We start from the raw sequence: 21323 nt of genomic DNA, 5'->3' as shown, positions 1-21323 counted from the left end.
CTCGTCGACGGTCATCACCGTCGACTCTCGAGACACCGCCTGCGGGCGACGTCCAGGCAAATGGGTGGCAAATGAAGTCCGTATAGTAATTCGACAGCCGCTATCGGCCAATAACCTCAGGGGAAATCCCGGAAACTTCCGAGAAGGCTCATCCTCCTGTCCGATGCGGCATCGCGGCAGCCAACCGCACAGGCGGCCCGGCGGCCAGACCGCCCCATGGCGAACGCCGCCGGGCCAGTCAAGCTCGGCTCAGGTCTCGAACAGGTGACGTGCGCCGCGCTGCGCCGCAATATAGATGGCCTCCCCGCGGTTACGCGCCCCCAGCCGGCGATACAGCGCCGACACGTGCGTCTTGGCCGTGCCTTCGGAAATTACCAGTTGCTGACAGATCGTCTTGATGGACAGGCCTCGCGAGAGCAGCGCAAGAATTTCGTACTGCCGTTGAGAAATACCGAGCAGCGCCGATTCGGCGAGTTGCGTCGCCTTGTCGCCACCCAATGGGAAGACGGGCAGGCGCGACAGGGGTAACGCCTCGCCAAGCGCCTCCTGACGCCAGAGCACCAGCAGCGCCGAGAGCGCCTCTTCGGGCACGAAGCGTCCGCCCGAGAACGCCAGGTCGAACACCGAACGAATGCGGGCGACCGAATTCGGCCACGGTAGACACGCGGCCACGCCAGCCTGCAACCAGCGAATGATCTCATCGGGAAAACCCGCATCGCCCACCACGATGACAGGCACGGGCGGCACACATTCGGCGGCTATCGCGCACAACGTGTGTACAGCAGGCGTACGCGCGACGGACTCGTCGAGCACGAGCGCACGGCGCGAGGGCAGCTCGCGCAGCCACACCCAGTCCGGCGTCGCCACGCTATCGACATGCCGCAAGACCGGTGGCGTCACGTTCGTTTCGGTTTGCAACGCGACTTGCAGGCCGCCCAGCCAGGTGGCAGCCTCACCTACGACCAGCACACGCATGATTTCCCCTGTCGTTCCGGTCGGCACTCCGTGCCGCCGCCCCATTTTTTGTCATGCTCGTTGCGCCTTAGGGATCGATGTTTTTGCCGGCCCGCCGCTTGCGCGACCCATGCCCCCCCGGGGCGAAAACCGAAGAAGTCCTCCAGCGTTCGTCATGCTTCACACATAAAGCGTCACCTTGCTTTCAAGGCAGTTTATGCGCGAAAACCGCGTGGTGGCGAGTCCGCAACTCACGGAGGGCTACCCCTGTTGCCTGAGCGCGACAAACCGCAATCTGCGTAAATTATTTCCTCAAGTTCAGAGAGTCCGCTATTACTTTTTTCCCCTTTCCTTTCTCGAATCGCGCAATAAAATACAAGGAGTCTGAGAGGACAGTCCGCGAAGGCCGGGGGGCACGCCATGTTCAAGATCACCGTCAGCACGACGCGCAGCGCGATGTTCTGTCTTGCCGCTGCATGCTACGCGAGTTGCGCGCAGGCCGATGTCGGCGGCATCGGCGGCGGTGCCGTTGCGGCGACCGTGAGCGATACGCTGCTCGCCAGCGCCCATGCGGCCAATTTGCAGCGCAGCATCGTGACCAGCCTCGGCAGTACCGCACCGGGTGCCGTCGTACCGGTCCATGCCACCACGAGCGTTGCCAACACCGTGCGCTTGTGGGACGAAGTCATTCCACCCGCCCCATCGCCCAAACCCACCCAGGCCGCCGCACCCGCACCGACGCAGCCACGCACGGCGGTTGCCGTTTCCCAGTTGCCGCCAACGGCATCCACCCTCGCGACGGCCAGCATCAAGGTCAACGTCAGCGCTACCGTCACGCGCATGCCGGCAGCCGCGCGCTAAACGCCATGAAGCGCCACTGACCGCTTCCAGGCACGACCGAGCACGACCGGGCTCGACATCTGCGTCCCACATCAAGCGTTTTGACGGCAAGCGCCGCGCATTCACGCCGTGCGCCTTGCTATCGCGCGCTCGCGCGTCGCCCATGACGGCGACGCGCCCCGCATTCCCCTGCGCCCTGTCCCGTTCGATCCTTCACGCTCGAGAGACAACGGCCCGGCTGCGCCACCCCGCCCTTTAGAACGTGTACGGGAAGCGAACCCCAATTACGTAATTCGGTGCATCCGGCGACATCCCCGCATTCACGTAGCCGTTCACCGTCCAGTGCTTGTTGATGGCGTAATTGATACCGAAGTTAAGCGACGCCGCATTGGTCGTGCTCCCTGCCACCGTTGTCCAGCTCGCCCCCGGGGACGCCGTCTTCGTGGCACGCGAAATGGCCGTCGAATATGAGATCGACAGCGCCGTCTTGTCGTTGAGCGCGAGCGCCATCCCGGCACCGACCTGCACGATATCGCCGAGCTTGACCTTGGCGGGCTGCGTCGTGCCTTCGATAGTCGAGATGTCGTCGAACGAGCGGGCCACGTTGTACGTATAGGCCACGTTCGCGAACAGCACGATCGGATCGTAGGTCCGAAGGAACGACAAGCCCGCCGTGATTGCCCAGATGCCGTTACCCGTGGGCAAACGTGACGGCGTCGTCAGGTTGTTGTTACTCGGATCAGGCGTGCCGAGCTTGATGCCGAACGGCGACGTCCCCGTCGGGGCCGTGACACGCAACGACGCCACGATATCCGGCCAGTTCGCATTTTCCTTCACGACCTGGTAGTACAGGGACGCGTTGACGTCGCCGATATTCGCCGAGTTCTTGCTGATGTCGCTGATCGAGGAGGCTGCGCCGCCCACCCCGCCCGAAATGAAATCCGAATTGCGGTAGAGGTACGGCACGTCGAACGCCACACTCAGCCGATCGGTGATCCCGTAGCGCGTGTTCACGTCGAAGGTCCACACGTTGGCCTTTGTCTGGCCGAGGTTCAGTTGACCGAGGAAGATGGCGTCGAGTGCGAGAAAGCCGCTCAGTACCAACTGACGACGGTCGTAATAGCTGTAGCTGATACCGGCATCGATGGTGAGCTTGCGGTCGAACAGCGGCGCGTGCTGCGCCTGCACCACGGCCTCTTCGGCCGGCGTGCGCTGCGAGTCGGTCTCGCTCTTTTGCATTTGCTGCGTCTCGCCGATCGGCGTGGCCGTCGTTGGGCCTGCGACCCCGGCGGCGCCGCCGCCAGGCGTGCCTGTGGAACTGGCGCCGGAGCCGTCACCGGGCGTGACTTGCGCGATTTGCGCGGTATCCCATGCGGTCAGGCCGCGCCCGCGCTGCGCCATCTCGATATCCGTGAGGCGCTGCTTGAGAGAAGAAATTTCCCGCTGCTGCCGGTCCACCATATCCATCAACATCTGGATACGGTTGTCCGGCGATGGGTTCGTATGCTCCTGAGCCTGGGCCGATAGCGTGAAAAGCAGTACCCCCAACGGAATAGCGGCAACGGGAAAAAAGCGGTGAGTGTTCATGATCCCCCCCGGGTGAAAAAGCGGACGGGCGTCCGCGCGCAATCAACACGTATTTCCGACAACGGTTGTCCTTGCTGCTCGACTGCGGGGTGATGCGTGCGAAACCCTGACCGGGCTCTGCCGACATCACCTTCTTGTACGCCGCAAGGGTTCTGCGGCGGCGCCCCATTTCTTGTTGTCATGGCGTCCTGCCGGGCAATGTCGATGCCCCGGCCCACGGCCGTATCGGACGTTACCTTTCAATGCCGCACGGCGACCATGTTCGCCATTGCGTTCTGGATACCAACCTGGCGCAGCCCGGCCGACGTGAGCGCGCTCGTTTGCAGGTTCAACTGCAAGGTATTCATTACCTGTTGTGCATTGCCCGCGACCTGAACCACCTGCATGATCTGGTTCATCGAGCCACCGGCGCCGCCGGCGATGCTCTGCGCGAGGTTGCCGTTGGGCGTGTTGAGTGCGAGTTGCATGCCGGCAGACGAAATCGCCACGCTCGCGCTCAGATTGCCCACCGTCGTCGACGAGTTGCTGGAACTCTGGTTGCTTAGCGGCACGAGCATCGCAACCGATCCGTTCTGGCCGTACTGGATGATGGCTTTGTTCAGGGCGTTGTTTGCGTCGCCGGCGACCTGCGTGATCTGCGCGACGCCGTTCATCAACACGTTCGCGGCGCCGCTCACGACCTGCGTCGTCGGCGCGACCGCATTGACGACGCCGGGAATGATGGCCGTCGAACTCCCGGTCTGTACCTGTCCGTTGTTCACCCCGAGCACACCCGTGGCCATCAGACTGGCGCCGGTCGGCATTTGCCATTGCGACTGCATAACGAGCTGGAAGCCCGAAATCATGTTCTGTTGTGCGTACTTGCCGGTCGCGTGCGAGAGCACTTCATCGCTCACGGGCGTCCAGCTCTCGGGCACCACGCTCGACGCAAATGCCGGCACGGCACTTGCGAACAGCGGTATGGCCAGCATCGGGACATATCGATTCATGATGGTCTGATCTCAAAACAGATCCGCCCGGATGATGCCGAAGTCCACCATCGGAGTCGGTGACGTCCCGGTGGCCAGCGCGCTGTCGCGCAGCTTGGACGCCAGGGATTCGTTTCCTTTGAGCAGCGGTGAATCCTCCAGGAACGGCTTGCCGATGACCGCCAGCACCAGGCCGTTCCACTGCCTGGCAAAATCGGCCTGCTCGATGATGCGGTTGCCCAGCGCCGGATCGGACACGAATACCCGCCCCTCCTTCGCCGCCTTGATAACCACAAAGTGCTGATAGCCGTTGACGTCGATAAGCGCGATGACCGGAATCTTCAAGTCGTAAAGTGCGCCGACGTCCACTTTGAAACCTCGCCCCTCGAGTCCGAGCGTCTCCACGAATTTCTTCATGTCGAGCATCGAGAAGCCGTTCTTGATGACCGTTTCCGGATTGGAGAACGCCATCATTCGCTGAATCATTTCTGTCTCGGGAATGTTGATCCCGTAGCCATATCGCAGCAGCGTCGACAGTGCTGCGGACCCACAACTGAAGTCGTATTCCTGCTGGACCAGATTCACGTAGTGCATCGACTTGAACGAGCGCATCTTCTTGACCGCCGGTACCCCGATCGAAGACTCCAGGTTCACCGATGCATACTGCGCGTGCCCGGCCACGCTTGCGCACGCCAGAGCGCAAACAGTAGCGATCCTCACTGCGGCACGACGCGCATCATTCATGACACACCTCATGAAAAAACCGGTCCGGAGAATTTCCCGGACCGGTTAGCGACATCACTTGATTGCCGAGATGGCAAGGCTGTTGGCCTGAACGTTGCCGATACCGGCTGCCACGTTCACACCGACGTTGCCGCTGGCCCATTGCAGTGCGCCGTTGCCGAGCGATGCGTTGGCAACGAAGTCACCCGAGGCCTTCATGCCGGCCATCTGGTCGGTTTGTGCCGTCGAGTTGGCAGCACCGCCCTTGTACCAGCCGCTCGCACCTTGCGAGACCGCCGCGGCCAGGCTGTTGCCCTGCACGTTGCCGACACCCGAGGCCACGTTCACACCCACGTTGCCAGTCGCACCGGCAAGCGCATGGTCACCCACGCTGGCATTGACCATGAACTGCGAGATGCTGGCCGAACCCTTCGACGACTGGTTCGCGAACACCTGAGCCGAGGCATACACCGGCTGCGCGTTGAGCGAAGCAATCGCGACATTGTTGGCCTGGGCGTTGTCGGCACCTGCCGCCACGTTCACGCCGACGTTGCCGTTAGCGTTGGACAAGGCGTTGTCGCCAAGCGTCGCGCCCATCGTCTGGTATTGCGCCGTGTTGAAGTGATACGTGATAGCGCCCTTGGTCCAGGCGGTCGACTTCGTGTAGGTATTCGAGAAGCCCCAGAGCGCGCCGGCGGCAATCGAATCGCTCTCGACAGAGTAATTGCCGTGGTTGAGCGTGGCATGGAATGCCGCATCGAAGCTCTTCTGCGTGTTCAGGAAGCCCGCGGCGAGGAAGCCCGCCGCTTGCTGCGACTGCTGCGCGTAGGCATAGCCGCCCCATGCCGAAGCCTGACCGGCGCCGGCGTTCGCGACGAGGTAGCCACCATACAGCGCAAGGCCACCCGGCAGCGGAAGGATGCCGCCACCGACAATACCCAGACCTGCTGCAACGTTCGAGTACTGATACCCGCCGCCCGCGATGAAGCCGCCCGAGCCGGAACTCGACTGCCCTGCCACATAGCCCGCACCTGCCTGGAAGGCCTGGCTCGTGTTGAGGTGGCCGTTGGCGGTTGCGTTCACCCACGACGTGGAGTTGTCGTAGTGCGTGGTCGTCTTACCGGCGATCAGATACGCGCTGCCCTGATCCGAAACCGTCGTCGTCTTCGCATCCACGCCGTACGTCACATGGCCCGTGACATAGGAACCAAGCAGCGGTCCCTTGAGGTTCACGTGATGGACGTCGACACTCTGGTTGCTCTGTACGACGGCGTTGCCGGTGTTATCCACACGGACGCAGCCCTGAATGCCGATCAGACCGAAAATGCCGACCAGGTTCAGGACATTGGTCTCGTTGCCAATGAACGAGAAGCTATATTGCTGGTGATTGGGCGACGCCATGGCGGTACCCGTTGCTACCAGCAGTGCAGCCGCTGCAATTGCTTTCGTTTTCATGACCATCTCCTTGACGAGAGAGTTACCCAGTTAAAAAGATGTGCCCGCCGGGGGACGGAGCACAAAAACATTTGCGGTTACATTGCCTATCCCAGCCGACTGGTTCACCTGCAACACCCCGCTCGCCCCGCGGAAGGCATCGTTCGAAATCGATGCCGTGCGGAACTGGTCGTTGACGTTGTTGTGGCCAGCCGGGCCACCCTTGGAGATCGCAGCGGATAGTGCCGTATCCGATACGCTCGCCACTCCAGACGCATCGCCGGCCACAATGACAGTGGCGTTGCGTTGAAGATTGCCGGCACCGCTCGCCTGGTTGACTTGCGTCAGCCCCGAGGTGCCCGAAAATGCGTTGCCCTGAATCGCGGCGCTCGCGGCGCCCGTCGTCGTAGTGACGAGCGCCTGTTGATTCGTGCTGGTCATGCCGAGCGTCGCGCCGCCGCCGTTGGCGATGACCGCGCTGTTGGCCTGAGCGTTATTGATGCCGGCAGCCTGATTCACGCCCAGCGCGCCGGACACACCCACCGCCACGCCGCTCTCGAGCGTGGCGTGCGTACCGGCGAGTTCACCGTTCACAAGCCATACGTCTTGTGCCTGCGAGACTCCGGCAATCGCGCTCAGCGCTGTCATTGCCGCCAGCGCGATGGCGCGCCTTACCTGACGATGTGCGCTCATTTCGCGGCTCCCGCGGCGCCGATGCTCGTGAGCGGCGCGAGCGCCGAGCCAATCACCGACGGCACCAGCGTGCCGATGCTGCCGATGCCGCCACCGCCGCCGGAGCCGGCACCGAAGCCGCCGCCGACACCGTTGGTGGTGTTCAGGCCGTTGCCGCCGCGGGCATTGCCGACTAGCACACCCATGACGGGATTGATCCCCGACTGCACGGAACTCGTGACCAGACCGGTGTTGGCCCGTCCCGTCAGTTCGTTATCCGTGACCTGGCTGACAGCCCCCATCGCCGTATTGAACGGTCCCGTCGGAAAGGCCGGGACGGCGATGCCGATGGGGTTTTGTTCACGCGGCAAGCCGCGATAGGCAATCTGCGGGCCGATGTTGCGCTCGATCACCAGATCGCCCGGCGCGGCCGGTTCGGCCTTTGCGGGGCCGGGGAGCATCGCTGGCGCCAGTGCCGCGAACATCGTGACGAGCGCAGCCGGCGTGAAAGTGATTGGGGTCATGTCGTTCACCGCGTGGTGTAGGTCACGCGCGTCACCTGCACGTTGCCCACGCCATTCGACAGTTGTTGCGGACGCGGTGTCGGTGTGATGCCACCGGGCAGTTCATCCCACAACGTCACGCCGTTGGCGAGCGCCATGCCAGGCGACTTGACCATTGCGGCGCCCTGCAAATTGCGGCCGCGCTGGCTTCCCAGTTGTTCGTCGTCGATACGGGCTGCAGCCAGCGGCATTCCGGAGGCGCGGACCGTCTGGCTATCGCTGCCGTCGGCCACCGTGGAGACCGATCCGGTGGCAGGTGCCACGTCGACGGCAACGTCGGCATCGGAAATCGGCGCGGCCGGCAACATCGGCGTCGTGAACGATGCGGGCACCATCGAGCCCGTGAGCATCGCCACCTGCATGAACGGCGAGCGCGAGAAGTCATGCGCCTGTGCCGGTGCGGCACACAGCGCGAGCGCTACGACGATGGCTGCGCTCACGGCGCCTGCGCCTTGTCGTGCGCGGTACTGCATATCGGTGGTGAGAATTCGCATCGCTTTGCCCTCCTTGCCCGGACCAATAAAGCGACTTCCGTGCCACCGCACTTAAGTGTCTGAAAACATTGGCGTTAATTTTTTCGACGCACAGGTGTGCCGACTCGGGCGGGCGAAAATGTTTCAGCATTGATACGTGGAGTCCGATCTGCCGCTCCCGTCATTTCAACGACGCATTTCGAAAACGTTCCGAACTGCGAACGATATCGACGTGACCGGAGACGCCTGCCGGATACGCCCGGTTTACAAGGGTTTCGCGTGACAGAAATGCGGCAGATCGGCCGTGCGGGACGAAAACGACATGCGAGTGTCATGGACCGTCGCCCGAGCCTCGCCGGCGTTGCGCCGCCCGGATGTTTCATCTTTGATGTATCCGCGGGACAACCCTCACATGTGTGCGGACGTGCATTTGCCTGCGCAGCGCAATGCGCAGCCGCTCGTACCGCGGCCGGTGCAACGGCGCGTGCGATTGCCAGATGCTTAGAAAGTCGAGATAACGCAATGCGTATGAAACGCGCACCTCGGCGTGGACGCAGAAGCGGCCGGAATCGCCCGTCGTTATTGGCGATGGCAGGAATCGCGAAATACGAAGATGCGGGCAAATGCGTACAAAATCGCAAGCCTGTGGGGAAGCACGGATGCACAAGGCGCACAGGAGAAATGCTTGCCATGAGGATACCGGCTACGCAGCGGTGCCCCGATCTTCAGGACCCCAAAAAGAAACGACCGCCCTGCTCATCACAGGACGGTCGCCCTCTCTTCGCCAGAAGATATCAGGCCGGCACGCCCGATTCGTCACCGCGCAATCCGTACCGGCACATGAGGCGGTACAGCGTGATGCGCGAAATACCCAACTCTGCGGCCACGTCCGTGAGACGGTGACAGTGGCGCAGCAACGCCTGCTCGATGGCCGTTCGTTCGGCCTCCGCGCGAATTTCCTCCAGCGTGCGAACCAGTGTCGGCACCCACGGCAGAAGGTCGAGATCCTTGGCCGAAATCATGCGGCTGTCGGCCATGACGATGGCGCGGCGTACGCGGTTGATCAGCTCCCGCACATTGCCCGGCCAGTGGTATTCGTACATCGCCTGAACCGCGCACTGCGTGAAACCGCGGATCTTGCGATGGTTGTCGCCCTTGAAGCGTTGCAGCACGTGGTGCGCGAGAATCTCGATGTCCTGTCCCCGGGCGCGCAGCGGCGGTTCGTCCACGCGCAGCACACACAGGCGATGGAACAGATCCATGCGGAAACGGCCTTCCTTCACGGCGGCTTCGAGATCGCCGTGCGTCGCGGAAATGATGCGCACGTTGACCGGAATCACTTCGTGACCGCCCAACCGCTCGATCGCGCCTTGCTGGAGAAAGCGCAGCAGACTCGCCTGACTTTCGATGGGGAGATCGCCGATTTCGTCGAGGAACAGCGTGCCGCCGTTAGCCGACTCGACGCGACCGATCTTGCGGGCGTTCGCCCCCGTGAATGCGCCACGTTCGTAGCCGAATAGTTCGGACTGCATCAGATGTGGTGGAATCGCACCGCAATTGATGGCAACGAACGGACCCTTCGCGCGCAGGGATCGCTCGTGGATCGCCACCGCGCTCAGTTCCTTGCCGGTGCCCGACTCGCCCGAGATGAACACCGGCGCATCGGTATTGGCAACTTTGCGAATGGTGCGAAAGAGTTGCTGCATCGCTTCGCACGTGCCGACCATTTCCTGATCGCCGCCGACCTGGGGCGTGATGACCGGCACTTCCGAGAGCGATGCCATGCCCCATGCGTGCCCGATCGCGTGTGCGAGCTGATCGTTCGTGCAGGGAACATTGATGTAGTCGAAGCAATAGTCGCGAATCAGCCGGCGGATCGACGTCGTCGTGAGTTGTTCAGGATTTGTCGCAGCGACCCAGCCTACCGTTGCTGGCTGCATGCAGGACTCGAACGCCCCCATCTCGCGGTCGCTGTAACCGCTCGCCAGGTCGATGAGTGCTGCGCTGGTGATCCCCGGATTGAGAATGCGACCCACGTCGCTGGCGCTCTTGGCCGGCACCACTTGCCAGCCTTGCTCTCCCAGGAACGACAGCAAACCGTCGTTGTGCTTTCGGGAAGCGTAAATCAGGGTGCGCCCGGTATCGTTAGCCATACCTTAACTCCCTGCCTAAGCAGTGCCTGCACGCAGATTTCTTGGTCTTCGACCGGCTTCTGCGCGACAGCTATACGGCCCCACGCCGCTCGGGAGTTATGGTGTTCCCCCTGTAGTTGGGTCCCCAAGTCGGCAGGTTCAGTCTAGAAGACGGGAATATGCGCAGATATAGCGAATAACAGCTAATCCGATTGGATGAGAGTACGAGTACCTACGCGCAACGGCGCGCGGCATCACGCCCGCGTCATGCTCAGAGCGTATGCCTGTCGAGTACGGCCCGGGCGATGGTGCCCGCATCCACGTACTCGAGCTCACCCCCGACCGGCACGCCGCGCGCGAGCCGGCTAACGCGCAAACCGCGCGCCTTGAGCGTCTGTCCAATGTAATGGGCGGTGGCCTCGCCTTCGTTCGTGAAGTTGGTGGCAAGCACCACTTCCTTGACCACACCGTCGGTGGCGCGGCGGATCAATTGCTCGAAATGGATTTCGCCGGGTCCCACGCCGTCAAGCGGGGAGAGATGTCCCATGAGCACGAAGTAAAGGCCTTTGAAGGTCATCGTCTGCTCAAGCATGTTCTGGTCGGCGGGCGTTTCCACCACGCACAGCAGGCTTGTGTCGCGCTCGGGGTCGAGGCACGTCTCGCAAACTTCCACTTCGGTAAACGTATTGCAGCGCGCGCAATGGCGAATCTGCTCGGAGGCATGCACCAGCGCCTCGCCCAGCCGCACCGCGCCCTTACGGTCGCGTTGCAGCAGATGGTAAGCGATGCGTTGCGCGGATTTCGGCCCGACGCCCGGCAATGCGCGCAGGGCGTCGACGAGTTCCTGCAAGCTCGAGAGCCGGGGCTGGGGCATGCGTCGTCTTTCTATCGAAGCTGGCGGATAATGGTCAGAACGGCATCTTGAAACCCGGCGGCAGCGGCAGACCGGCGGTCAGACCGCCCATCTTTTCCTGCGCGGTGGCTTCGGCCTTGCGCACGGCGTCGTTGAATGCAGCCGCCACGAGGTCTTCGAGCATGTCCTTGTCGTCGGCCAGCAGGCTCGGCTCGATGGTCACGCGACGCACGTCGTTCTTGCAGGTCATCACCACTTTCACGAGTCCGGCGCCCGACTGACCCTCGACTTCGATCTGAGCCAACTGTTCCTGCGCCTTCTTCATGTTTTCCTGCATTTGCTGGGCCTGTTTCATCAGACCCGCGATGTTTCCTTTGAGCATCTTGACTCCTGTGTCAATCGTTTGAAGTGCCAGTCGCGCAGCGTAAGGCGACGTTCGGCACACAGCGACGCGCGCCAAACGCACGTTTAGGTGACGAATTCGAAAATTCGGGACCTTTTACGAAAGCGAACCTGCTTATTGTACCGGGCGAATGCTTCCCGGAAGGATCTGGGCGTCGAATTCGTCGATCAATTCGCGCACGAGCGGGTCGTCGGCAATCGCTTGCTCGGCGGCCCGCTGACGCGCTGCCGCCGCCTGCGCCGCCAGCGACGCCGCCGTCGTGCCGACTTGCCCCAGTTCGACGTGTAGTTGAACCTCGCCGCCGAAGTGCTCGGCGAGCACCTGGCGCAGTTTGTCCGCTGTTGCGGCATCTGCCAACTGGCGCAGCGGCACGCGAATATGCAACGCGCGCCCTGCGACTTCCGTCAGTTCGCTCTGGAACGCCAGTTGTTGCGCAAGGCCTCGCGCCGGCAGCGCTGCCGCCAATGCGGGCCATTCACCGGTAAAGACGGGCGCGATGCCATCGACTTCGCGGTAGACACAGGAACGCGGAGGTTCAATCGGGGCGGCGGCGGCATCAGGGGCGCCAGTGACGCCGGTGAGCCCGGCAGATCCCGCAGGCTCGGGCTCCGGGTCGGCGCCCGCCGGTGCTTCGCCGGACGCGCGGGCGGCACTGCCGCGATTGGCGCCTGCGCCCCCCGCCGAGCGCCCTGCCGTTCCCTTGCGTCCGGCATTGAGGGCGGCCAGTGCTGCACGCGCGGGCGACATTGGCGCGCCATCGGTCGGCGCACTTGAGCGTGCAGCCGGGGCACGGCGCGCTTCGGGCTGCGCAGCCGGAGCAGACGGCGGCGAAGAAGGCGCGGAAAACGAGGTCGAGGTGCGAGGCGTGGTGTCCGCCATCGACGCGCGTGCCGGCGCCCCGGCGACCGGAGACACTACGCCGGCGCGTGCAGCCTGGGGCGTGGGCGGCTCGGCCAGCGTGCCGCCCGAGAGCAACGGCGTAAAGGCCGCCATGCGCAGGAGCGCCATCGAAAATCCGGTGTATTCGTCCGGGGCCAGGCCGAGTTCGCCACGCGCACGCGTGGCGATCTGGTAATAAAGCTGGACCGCTTCCGGCGACAGCGCTTCGGCCAGACGCCGCACGTCGGCCGCTTCCGGCCAGTCGTCGGACACCGCCTGCGGCGCATATTGCGCCAGTGCGATTTTGTGCAGCAGGCTGCCGAGATCCTGCAACCCCGCGGCAAACGAGAAGCTGCGCTCCGCCATTTCGTCGGCAATCGCGAGCAAATCGGTGCGCGACTCGTCCTTGAGCGCATCGAGCAGGCGCACGAGCACGCTCTGGTCGATGGCGCCGAGCATGCCGCGCACGGCCGTCTCCGTCAGCGGTCCGGCGGCATACGCGATCGCCTGATCCGTGAGCGAGAGGGCGTCGCGCATACTGCCGCCCGCTGCCTTGGCCAGCAGGCGCAGCGCCTGCGGCTCGTTCTCGATCCCCTCTTCGCCGAGAATGTTCGTGAGATGCGACACGATATGCCCGGCCGGCATCTGCTTCAGATTGAATTGCAGGCAGCGCGAGAGCACCGTGACCGGAATCTTCTGAGGATCAGTCGTCGCAAGAATGAATTTGACGTGTGCGGGGGGCTCTTCCAGCGTCTTGAGCATCGCGTTGAACGCGTGGCCCGTGAGCATGTGCACCTCGTCGATCATGTAGACCTTGAAGCGCGCGTCGGCCGGTGCGTAGACCGCCTTTTCAAGCAGCGACGTCATTTCGTCGACGCCTCGGTTCGAGGCGGCGTCCATTTCGACATAATCGACGAAGCGCCCTTCGTCGATGGCGCGGCAAGCCTTGCAGACGCCGCAAGGCTCGGCCGTAATTCCCGTCTCGCAGTTGAGCGCCTTGGCCAGAATACGTGAAAGCGTCGTCTTGCCGACGCCGCGCGTTCCGGTAAACAGATAGGCGTGATGCAGGCGCTGTTGCTCGAGCGCGTGCGTCAACGCACGCACGACATGCTCCTGGCCCACTAGGGTCGAGAAGCCTTTGGGGCGCCATTTGCGCGCGAGTACTTGATAGGTCATGCCAAATTGTAACAGTTCGGCGTTGGGCTTCCGCACCGATGTCAACGCCCGATCGGACGTCGATCGGGCACCGAATCCCGCCGGATTCCACCGGCTATCGGGGCGATAGAAAAAAATGTTGCGCGATTCTACCAAGCCCGCCTGCCCCACGCGAGACGCGTGACCACATGGGGGGCCCGGTCGCGAAAACGAAGGTGTGCGCAACGAGAGTGGCGACGACGGCGTCGCGCCGAACAACAATGCGGACGGTTCGGTAAAGCTTCAAGCGGCGGGAGCGTTTGCGCAGAACGCGCGGAGAACATCGATAAAACAAGGAAGTAGGTGACGAGCCTGACCCTCGGCACTGGTAGAAAACGGCTGTGGCTGCTTCGTTCCCGACCTGACCAGATTGGCCGCGCCACCATGCGAGGAGGCCCGTCAGAGAAAGATTCTACCAGAGTCGACGCGCCAACAGAAGCCCGAAGCGCGAGATCGTGCGGCGCAACGCCCCGCCTCGCGCTTCGCCGCCCATGGGGACAGCGCGCGCAAGCCTCGGCAATTTCCGCTAAGATGAGCACAAACTGCATTGGCGAACGCTATTGAAGCACGCGATTGCAGCCTCCATATGGAGAATGCACGCCCGAAGATGCCGGGTGGCCTCTCCAGCGTCGATGAAAGCAAGCGGCGTATGGCGCCACTTTTATCGGACGTTTCCGAATAGTCAGACGAGGCAACAATACTCATGAGCGAATCTATCAAGTACATCTCCGACGCCAGCTTCGACGCGGACGTTTTGCAATCCGACAAGCCGGTGCTCCTCGACTTCTGGGCGGAATGGTGCGGCCCGTGCAAGATGATCGCCCCGATCCTCGACGAAGTCTCGAAGGAATACGGCGAAAAGGTGCAGATCGCCAAGATCAACGTCGATGAAAACCAGCAAGTGCCGGCCAAGTTCGGCATTCGCGGCATTCCGACGCTGATTCTGTTCAAGAACGGCGCCGTGGCAGCCCAGAAGGTCGGCGCCCTGTCGAAGTCGCAACTGACCTCGTTCCTCGACGGCAATCTGTAATTCGCCGTCGATGCCAAGTGCCGGGGCCTTTGTCGCCACAGTGCGACACCCCGGCGCCGGGCGGGCCGCGCAGTGCTTGCGCATGACGCTGCTTGCTATATAATCCGCCCAAAAGCATCCCAAAGTTCTTCGAGCGTTCGCTCACTTTTCCCTGATCCTTCACTTGTCGTCCGGCGGACGGCACCTCCCTATGCATTTATCCGAACTAAAGTCCCAGCACGTCTCCGAGCTGCTAGAAATGGCGAACGGTCTCGAAATCGAGAACGCGAACCGCCTTCGCAAGCAGGAGCTGATGTTCGCCATTCTGAAGAAGCGCGCAAAGTCCGGCGAAACCATCTTTGGCGACGGTACGCTCGAAGTGCTGCCGGATGGCTTCGGTTTCCTGCGCTCGCCTGAAACGTCGTACCTGGCCAGCACGGACGATATCTATATCAGCCCGTCGCAGATTCGCCGTTTCAACCTGCATACCGGCGACACGATCGAAGGGGAAGTGCGCACGCCGAAGGACGGCGAGCGTTATTTCGCGCTGGTGAAGGTCGACAAAGTCAACGGTCATCCGCCCGAGGCCTCGAAACATAAGATCATGTTCGAGAACCTCACGCCGCTGCACCCGAACAAGCCGCTGCTTCTGGAGCGCGACATTCGCGGTGAGGAAAACGTGACGGGCCGCATCATCGACATGATCGCCCCGATCGGCAAGGGCCAGCGCGGTCTGCTGGTCGCCTCGCCGAAATCCGGCAAGACCGTGATGTTGCAGCATATCGCGCATGCCATCACGGCCAACCACCCGGAAGCCAAGCTCTTCGTGCTGCTCATCGACGAGCGTCCGGAAGAAGTGACGGAAATGCAGCGCTCGGTGCGCGGCGAGGTCATCGCATCGACCTTCGACGAACCGGCCACGCGCCACGTCCAGGTCGCCGAAATGGTAATCGAGAAGGCCAAGCGCCTGATCGAAATGAAAGAAGACGTGGTGATTCTGCTGGACTCGATCACACGTCTGGCCCGCGCCTACAACACGGTGATCCCGGCTTCGGGCAAGGTGCTCACCGGCGGTGTGGACGCCAACGCCCTGCAACGCCCGAAGCGCTTCTTCGGCGCGGCGCGCAACGTCGAGGAAGGCGGCTCGCTCACGATCATTGCCACGGCACTGATCGAGACCGGCAGCCGCATGGACGACGTGATCTACGAAGAATTCAAGGGCACTGGCAACATGGAAGTGCACCTGGAGCGCCGTCTCGCGGAGAAGCGCGTCTACCCGTCGATCAACCTGAACAAGTCGGGCACGCGTCGCGAAGAATTGCTCATCAAGCCGGAAATCCTCCAGAAGATCTGGGTGCTGCGCAAACTCATCTACGATATGGACGAAGCCGAAGCGATGGAATTCCTGCTTGGCAAGATCAAGCAGACGAAGAACAACGCCGAGTTCTTCGACCTGATGCGCCGCGGCGGCTGATCGCACCGATTCCGCCCCGCGCATCACGAGAAAAAAGCCGCGACGACCCGTCGCGGCTTTTTCATTGCATCGCGCAAGCGGTGCCCCCTCCCCTCGTCATGCCCTTCCCACCGCCGAGCGCCGATCGTTCTGCGGCGATGCTGGCTGTCACGATGCCTGTTATATGATGGGACGATACCGGTTCGCGCCATGGCCCTGCGCCGCGCACGCGAGGCCGGTACGCCTTCCCCCAAAGCGGTTCCCGAAGGAGAAATTGCAATGTCCGAGAAAGACGAATTGATGGCGGAAGCCTTCGCCCATCTGGAAGCCGGCGATCCCGAAACGGCCCTGGAGATCGGCAAACGGCTCGAGTCGATGCAGTACTCGGGCGCTTATGAGGTGCAGGCGATGGCCTATGCCGACATGGACGAAACGGAGCAGGCCGTCTCCGTGCTCGAAGCCGGTGTCGCTCACGCACCGGGCGTCTGGCTGCTCTGGCAATTGCTCGGCAACTACCGCTCCGATCTGGGACGCTTCCCCGCCGCCATCGAGGCCTACGAGGCCGCCGGCAATTGCGCGCCGGACGAAGACCTCGTGATCGTCGATTTCAACCACGCCAACGCGCTCGCCCGTCAGGGCGATTTCGCCGCCGCCCAGGCACGTCTGGATCGCACGCTCGAAAGCCCGCATCTGGCGCAGGCCGGACGCGCCTTCATCGAAAATGCCATCGCGCTGCGCATGCACCTGTTCGTCGCCCAGGGCGAGCCGAAGGCCGCCATCGCCACTTACGAGACGCTGGTCAAACAGGAGCATGACGAAGAAGGCAGCAATGTCTCGATGGCCGACGTACTCGCCGAACTCTCGCATGCGTACCAACAGGCGGGCGATGATGCCAAGGCCCTCACGACGGCATTGGAAGCCGTGCAACGCTACAAGTGGAGCGATGCCGCCCTGTGGGCACTGCGCGCCGCCCGCAACGAACCATCGGAAACAGCCCGCGCGATGCACCTGATCGTCGAAGGCCAATGGTATGAACCGTTGGAAGACGAAGATCCGGACGGTCCGGCGCCCGAGTTCGTCACCACCTACGATGTCGTGGCGGAGGACGAGGCGGAAGCGCTGCGTCTGATCGCCGAATGCGAACCGCCGCAGGTGCGCGAATCGCTGCGCATCGCCGAGACGCATCCGATCGAGAACGACGACGCGTCGTCGACGGCGCTCAAGGGGGTCTATGCCACCGGCGATTACCACATGTATCAACCGGGCGAGGAAGGCGATCTGCTCGACGACTGATCGAATGCGGCATTAACGTGCTGCGCGATCCGCACGCCGCCAGCACGCAAATCCGCAAAACGAACGCCAAGGGCGCCGGAAACTTCCGGCGCCCTTGGCGCTTTACGTCATGTCGCCTCACGTCGCAGCGTCGCCTGCGACGTTCGGATGCGGCTTATTTGTAACCGGCGCGATCCAGAATGCGCTGCGCTTCGGGCAGATTCTTCGCGATGGTGCCGATGGAGACATCCTCCGCCTTGAATTCGCCCAGCGAGGTGAGCGCCGGGTTGTCCAGCTTGGTTGTCTGCACCGCCGGCCATTCGTTGTTGCCATTGGCGAAGTATTGTTGCGCTTCGTCGCTCGCCAGGTACTCCAGGAATTTGACCGCGTTGGCATGGTTCGGCGCGTGCTTGGCGATGCCGGCCCCTGCCACGTTCACGTGCGTGCCCTTGCCCGCCTGATCCGGCCAGACGAATCCGACCTTCGACATCAGCGCCTTGTCCTCGGGCTTGTCCGAGCGAGCCATGCGCACGTAGTAATACGAGTTCGCCAGCGCCACCCCGCATTCGCCCGTCGCCACGGCCTTGATCTGGTCGGTGTCGCCGCCGCGCGGCGCACGCGCGAAGTTCGCCACCATGCCTTCTGCCCACTTCTGCGTGGCTTGTGCGCCTTCACGGCCAATGAGCGCCCCGACCAGCGAAAGCATGTACGGATGCGAGCCCGAGCGCGTGCAGACCTGCCCCTTGTGCGACGGATCGGCAAGCGACGCGTACGTCTGCACCGTCTTCGGATCAACCTTGTCCTTGTTGTAGACGATCACGCGGGCGCGCGTCGAAAAGCCGTACCAGTCCGTGCCGGCCTTCGTACCGGCCGAATGCAGCTTGGCAGGAATCCGCGCGTCGAGCGTGGCGGATCTTGTCGGCTGGAACAGCCCCGCTTCGTCGGCCTTGGCCAGACGCGCCGCGTCGACCATCAGAATGACGTCGGCCGGGCTTTTCGCACCTTCGCTCTTCAGCCGTTCCAGCAGTGCCGCGTCATCGGCTTCGATGCGATTGATCTTGATACCGGTCTGCCTGGTGAACGTGCCGTACAACTGCTCGTCGGTCTGATAGTGACGCGCCGAATACAAGTTCAGCACGCCACTGTCCGCCTGCGCACCAAATGCTGCGGCCAGCGTCGCGCCGAGCACCGTCAGTCGCGCCAGTTTGCCGATCGTCTTTGCCTTCATGGGCCGTTCCCCTCGCAATCATGGTTTCGTAGAGGAGAACAGCATAATGAAAAATACGTATCAACGCAAATGATTCCCATTCGCGTTGATTCACATGTTCACTATCGGGAACGGCGGCGCCAGGAGAGCGAAGGAACGCAGACGCGCCGGCGGTGGGCGGCTTCACACGTCAATCGGTCGCAGCGGGTTGCAGGCGGTTACAGCGCATTTCGGTGCGCCGCCCGAAGGGTGGGCCGGATGGGCCAGGCGACGTCTTCCAACGTCGCGCGGGTTGCGGCAGATAAGACGAGACATCCCATCAAAGGTTCCACATCGGGTCGCCGCACACCGATGGCACCCTCGAAAAGTGAACCGATTTGTATCGGTACCGCTCCAATCGCCGTAAAATTGCGCGTCGACGCCCGCTGGCCTTCCCATCCGACCGATTAACGGTGCCGCAAGCGTCTGTCCTGCCCTGCCGGAGTATCCCCTTGTTGTCGTTGATTCAAACTCTGCGTCGCGCCGTTGCCGCGATGGCCGCCGATACCCCCCTCGCGTCCGCCCCCCCTCGCGCCGCATCGAAGCACCGCCCCTCGAGGCCTCTGTCCGGCACGACCCGCGCGATGCTCGCTGCCGCAGCAATGGCCGCCGTGCTTGCCGGGTGTGCGAGCGCCCCACCCTCCGACTCGCAAGCCAACGCGCCGGTCACGTCATCCACGCAGCCGCCCGTCGCACAAGCGCCCGCCATGCCGGTGCCCCCGCCCAAGGTGGTGCGTCCGCTGAAAATCGGTCTCGCGCTGGGAGGCGGCGCCGCACGTGGCTTTGCACACGTGGGTGTGATCAAGGCGCTGGAGGCGCGCGGCATTCATGCCGATATCGTCGTGGGCACCAGTGCGGGCAGCGTGGTGGGGGCAATGTACGCCTCCGGACTGAACGGCTTCCAGCTCAATCGCCTGGCCTCGACGATGGACGAAGCGTCGATCAGCGACTGGACCATGCCCTTCCGCTCACGCGGCATGTTGCGCGGCGAGGCCCTTCAGTCGTACGTCAACAAGGTGCTCAAGGACCGTACGATCGAGCAGATGCCGCGCCAGTTGGGCATTGTGGCCACAGACCTGCAAAGCGGGGCGCCGATCCTGTTCCGTCGCGGCAATACCGGGCAGGCAGTGCGGGCATCGAGCAGCGTGCCGGGCGTGTTCGAGCCCGTTCACATCGGCGGTCGCGATTACGTCGACGGCGGCCTCGTCGCGCCGGTGCCGGCCGAATATGCGCGGCAGATGGGGGCGGACTTCGTGATCGCCGTCGACATCTCGGCCAACCCGACGGCGCAGGCAACGCAAGGCCAGTTCGACATCCTGATGCAGACCTTCACGATCATGGGACAGTCGATCAAGCAGTACGAACTGGAAAAGAATGCCGACATCGTGATTCGTCCGTCGCTGGCGAAAATGGGCGCATCGGATTTCCAGGGGCGCAATCGCGCGATTCTGGCGGGCGAGGAAGCCGTCGCCGGAATGTGGCCGGAGATTCAGCGCAAACTCGCCGATGCGCAGACGGGCACCACACGCGGCGCGACGCAAGCGGCCCGCTGAGCGCATCCCCTCGTCGCGAGACGCACCAACAAAAATGCCGCCCAGTGGGCGGCATCTTGCTCTGCACCCTGGCCCGCCAACTTCGCGAGCATGGGCGACTTACATCGGGTGATCGTTCTTGAAGAGCTGTTCGACACGCGTAAGTTCCGCGCTGGCCTTGAGCGTCTCGACACGGCGAGCGCCGTTGTAGCGGGCCGACCAGTACGATTCGCGCAGGTCTTCCACGCGGATCTTGCCGCCGGTGGCAGGCGCATGCACGAACTTGTCGCCACCAATATAGATACCCACGTGCGAGAAGCTGCGACGCATGGTGTTGAAGAACACCAGATCGCCCGGCTTCAGATCGGTCTTGGCGATACGCTCACCCACCTGACTCATTTCTTCCGAGCGGCGCGGCAGCATGAAGTTAAGCGTGTCCTGGAACACATAGCGCACGAAGCCGCTGCAATCCAGACCGCTATCCGGCGTGTTGCCGCCGTACTTGTACCGCACGCCGATGTAATTCAGCGCGCCGAGGACGACGTCGGATGCCTTGTCCGTGACGTTCGAGAGCAGCTTCTGCGCACGTTGCACGCGCGACTCTTCGACGGCAGGCTGAGCGGCGTCGCCGGCCACCGTGGCGACATTGGCAGTGTTCTGGGAAGCGTTGCTTGCCTGATTGGCCGCAGCGGCTGCACGGGCGGCAGCGGTCGGGCCATTGTTGTAGTCGTCGGCCCTGGCCGCCAACGAAGCGGTGACGAGGCCGGCGGCGGTGAACGCGAGAAGGAGAGTCTTGCGGGTGCGCGTAGGTTTCGTCTGCATTGGTCGCCGGGTTGGTTGAGTCGGATGGCCGATGAGTAGCTCGCCAGGTGCAACAGGATGCTGCCGTGTTGAAAACCGTCGAGTCACGCCCGGCAGACCCACCGCCGAACCTGTTCTCTGAACCGGCCTATGCTCCGGCCGGTTAACTCGTTGAATAATCAACTTAATTGGTACGCGATAGTAATGTGAACGTCACATGATGTCAAAAGGTAATAGAAAAAAACAATTGCCACAACCAGAAAATTTTCATTAACAATCAAGCCCTTGCGATTTAGCCGATGTTCCGCGACGTTATATGATGTTTCACTGCGATG

General features: G+C 62.8%; 19 protein-coding genes and 1 other RNA gene. 5 read left to right on the top strand and 15 right to left on the bottom strand.

All coding sequences use genetic code 11. From position 1 onward, the window contains the following. Positions 1 to 249: 249 nt before the first annotated feature. Positions 250 to 975: a helix-turn-helix transcriptional regulator gene (locus AB870_RS08840; RefSeq protein ID WP_064674805.1), complete on the bottom strand. Its 726-nt coding sequence runs from the start codon at positions 973 to 975 to the stop codon at positions 250 to 252. A 399-nt stretch (positions 976 to 1374) separates the two neighbouring features. Between AB870_RS08840 and AB870_RS08835 the strand changes: the two genes are divergently transcribed. After that, positions 1375 to 1815: a RodZ family helix-turn-helix domain-containing protein gene (locus AB870_RS08835; protein WP_047907708.1), complete on the top strand. Its 441-nt coding sequence runs from the start codon at positions 1375 to 1377 to the stop codon at positions 1813 to 1815. A gap of 234 nt (positions 1816 to 2049) precedes the next feature. On the opposite strand, the gene AB870_RS08830 is transcribed toward AB870_RS08835, so the two are convergent. The 12 genes from AB870_RS08830 to ffs form a co-directional block, all read right to left on the bottom strand. Continuing rightward, entirely contained in the window at positions 2050 to 3381 is a 1332-nt protein-coding gene (locus AB870_RS08830) for a hypothetical protein (protein ID WP_047907707.1), read from the bottom strand. A gap of 239 nt (positions 3382 to 3620) precedes the next feature. Then, positions 3621 to 4370 carry a hypothetical protein gene (locus AB870_RS08825; protein ID WP_064674804.1) on the bottom strand — a complete coding sequence of 250 codons (750 nt, stop codon included), beginning with the start codon at positions 4368 to 4370 and terminating at the stop codon, positions 3621 to 3623. 12 nt (positions 4371 to 4382) lie between these two features. Then, complete coding sequence (locus AB870_RS08820) at positions 4383 to 5093, bottom strand: C39 family peptidase (protein WP_047907706.1); 711 nt, start codon at positions 5091 to 5093, stop codon at positions 4383 to 4385. Positions 5094 to 5147: 54 nt separating this feature from the next. After that, entirely contained in the window at positions 5148 to 6527 is a 1380-nt protein-coding gene (locus tag AB870_RS08815; protein ID WP_071386855.1) for a hypothetical protein, read from the bottom strand. Positions 6528 to 6557: 30 nt separating this feature from the next. Then, the gene (locus AB870_RS08810; RefSeq protein ID WP_047907705.1) at positions 6558 to 7199 is read right to left on the bottom strand and encodes a hypothetical protein; all 642 of its coding nucleotides are present in this window, start codon (positions 7197 to 7199) and stop codon (positions 6558 to 6560) included. Further along, positions 7196 to 7702, bottom strand: a complete 507-nt coding sequence (locus AB870_RS08805; RefSeq protein ID WP_157112280.1) for a hypothetical protein — start codon at positions 7700 to 7702, stop codon at positions 7196 to 7198. The genes AB870_RS08810 and AB870_RS08805 overlap by 4 nt, the downstream gene beginning before the upstream one ends. A gap of 5 nt (positions 7703 to 7707) precedes the next feature. Continuing rightward, on the bottom strand, positions 7708 to 8235 hold the full coding sequence (locus AB870_RS08800; protein ID WP_047907703.1) for a hypothetical protein: 528 nt from the start codon (positions 8233 to 8235) through the stop codon (positions 7708 to 7710). A gap of 773 nt (positions 8236 to 9008) precedes the next feature. Continuing rightward, positions 9009 to 10367 carry a sigma-54 dependent transcriptional regulator gene (locus AB870_RS08795; RefSeq protein WP_047907702.1) on the bottom strand — a complete coding sequence of 453 codons (1359 nt, stop codon included), beginning with the start codon at positions 10365 to 10367 and terminating at the stop codon, positions 9009 to 9011. Between the two features lie 250 nt (positions 10368 to 10617). Next, positions 10618 to 11220: a recombination mediator RecR gene (recR, locus tag AB870_RS08790; RefSeq protein WP_047907701.1), complete on the bottom strand. Its 603-nt coding sequence runs from the start codon at positions 11218 to 11220 to the stop codon at positions 10618 to 10620. 34 nt (positions 11221 to 11254) lie between these two features. Beyond that, positions 11255 to 11581 carry a YbaB/EbfC family nucleoid-associated protein gene (locus AB870_RS08785; RefSeq protein ID WP_047907700.1) on the bottom strand — a complete coding sequence of 109 codons (327 nt, stop codon included), beginning with the start codon at positions 11579 to 11581 and terminating at the stop codon, positions 11255 to 11257. A gap of 135 nt (positions 11582 to 11716) precedes the next feature. Beyond that, a complete protein-coding gene (gene dnaX, locus AB870_RS08780) occupies positions 11717 to 13657 on the bottom strand; it encodes a DNA polymerase III subunit gamma/tau (protein ID WP_047909000.1) in 1941 nt (646 codons plus the stop codon). 320 nt (positions 13658 to 13977) lie between these two features. Then, positions 13978 to 14076: signal recognition particle sRNA small type (ffs, locus tag AB870_RS08775), an RNA gene on the bottom strand. 302 nt (positions 14077 to 14378) lie between these two features. On the opposite strand from ffs, the gene trxA reads away from it, so the two are divergent. The 3 genes from trxA (at position 14379) to AB870_RS08760 (ending at position 17430) form a co-directional block, all read left to right on the top strand. Beyond that, on the top strand, positions 14379 to 14705 hold the full coding sequence (trxA, locus tag AB870_RS08770) for a thioredoxin TrxA (protein ID WP_047907699.1): 327 nt from the start codon (positions 14379 to 14381) through the stop codon (positions 14703 to 14705). A gap of 190 nt (positions 14706 to 14895) precedes the next feature. Then, positions 14896 to 16158, top strand: coding sequence for a transcription termination factor Rho (gene rho, locus AB870_RS08765; protein WP_039399112.1), 1263 nt, complete (start codon positions 14896 to 14898; stop codon positions 16156 to 16158). A gap of 258 nt (positions 16159 to 16416) precedes the next feature. Continuing rightward, positions 16417 to 17430, top strand: coding sequence for a tetratricopeptide repeat protein (locus AB870_RS08760; RefSeq protein WP_047907698.1), 1014 nt, complete (start codon positions 16417 to 16419; stop codon positions 17428 to 17430). A gap of 154 nt (positions 17431 to 17584) precedes the next feature. On the opposite strand, the gene AB870_RS08755 is transcribed toward AB870_RS08760, so the two are convergent. Next, positions 17585 to 18637 (bottom strand): Fe(3+) ABC transporter substrate-binding protein, encoded by a 1053-nt coding sequence (locus AB870_RS08755; RefSeq protein WP_047907697.1) that lies wholly within the window; start codon positions 18635 to 18637, stop codon positions 17585 to 17587. 512 nt (positions 18638 to 19149) lie between these two features. Between AB870_RS08755 and AB870_RS08750 the strand changes: the two genes are divergently transcribed. After that, positions 19150 to 20208, top strand: coding sequence for a patatin-like phospholipase family protein (locus tag AB870_RS08750; protein WP_418304002.1), 1059 nt, complete (start codon positions 19150 to 19152; stop codon positions 20206 to 20208). A gap of 99 nt (positions 20209 to 20307) precedes the next feature. Here AB870_RS08750 and AB870_RS08745 read toward each other — a convergent pair whose 3' ends face one another. Next, positions 20308 to 21009 carry a C40 family peptidase gene (locus AB870_RS08745; protein ID WP_053059638.1) on the bottom strand — a complete coding sequence of 234 codons (702 nt, stop codon included), beginning with the start codon at positions 21007 to 21009 and terminating at the stop codon, positions 20308 to 20310. Between the last annotated feature and the right edge of the window lie 314 nt (positions 21010 to 21323).

The organism is Pandoraea faecigallinarum (assembly GCF_001029105.3).
GTDB classification, from domain to species: domain Bacteria; phylum Pseudomonadota; class Gammaproteobacteria; order Burkholderiales; family Burkholderiaceae; genus Pandoraea; species Pandoraea faecigallinarum.
The sequence above is the reverse complement of the archived record's forward strand: the minus strand, read 5'-3'. Positions and strand labels throughout refer to the sequence as shown.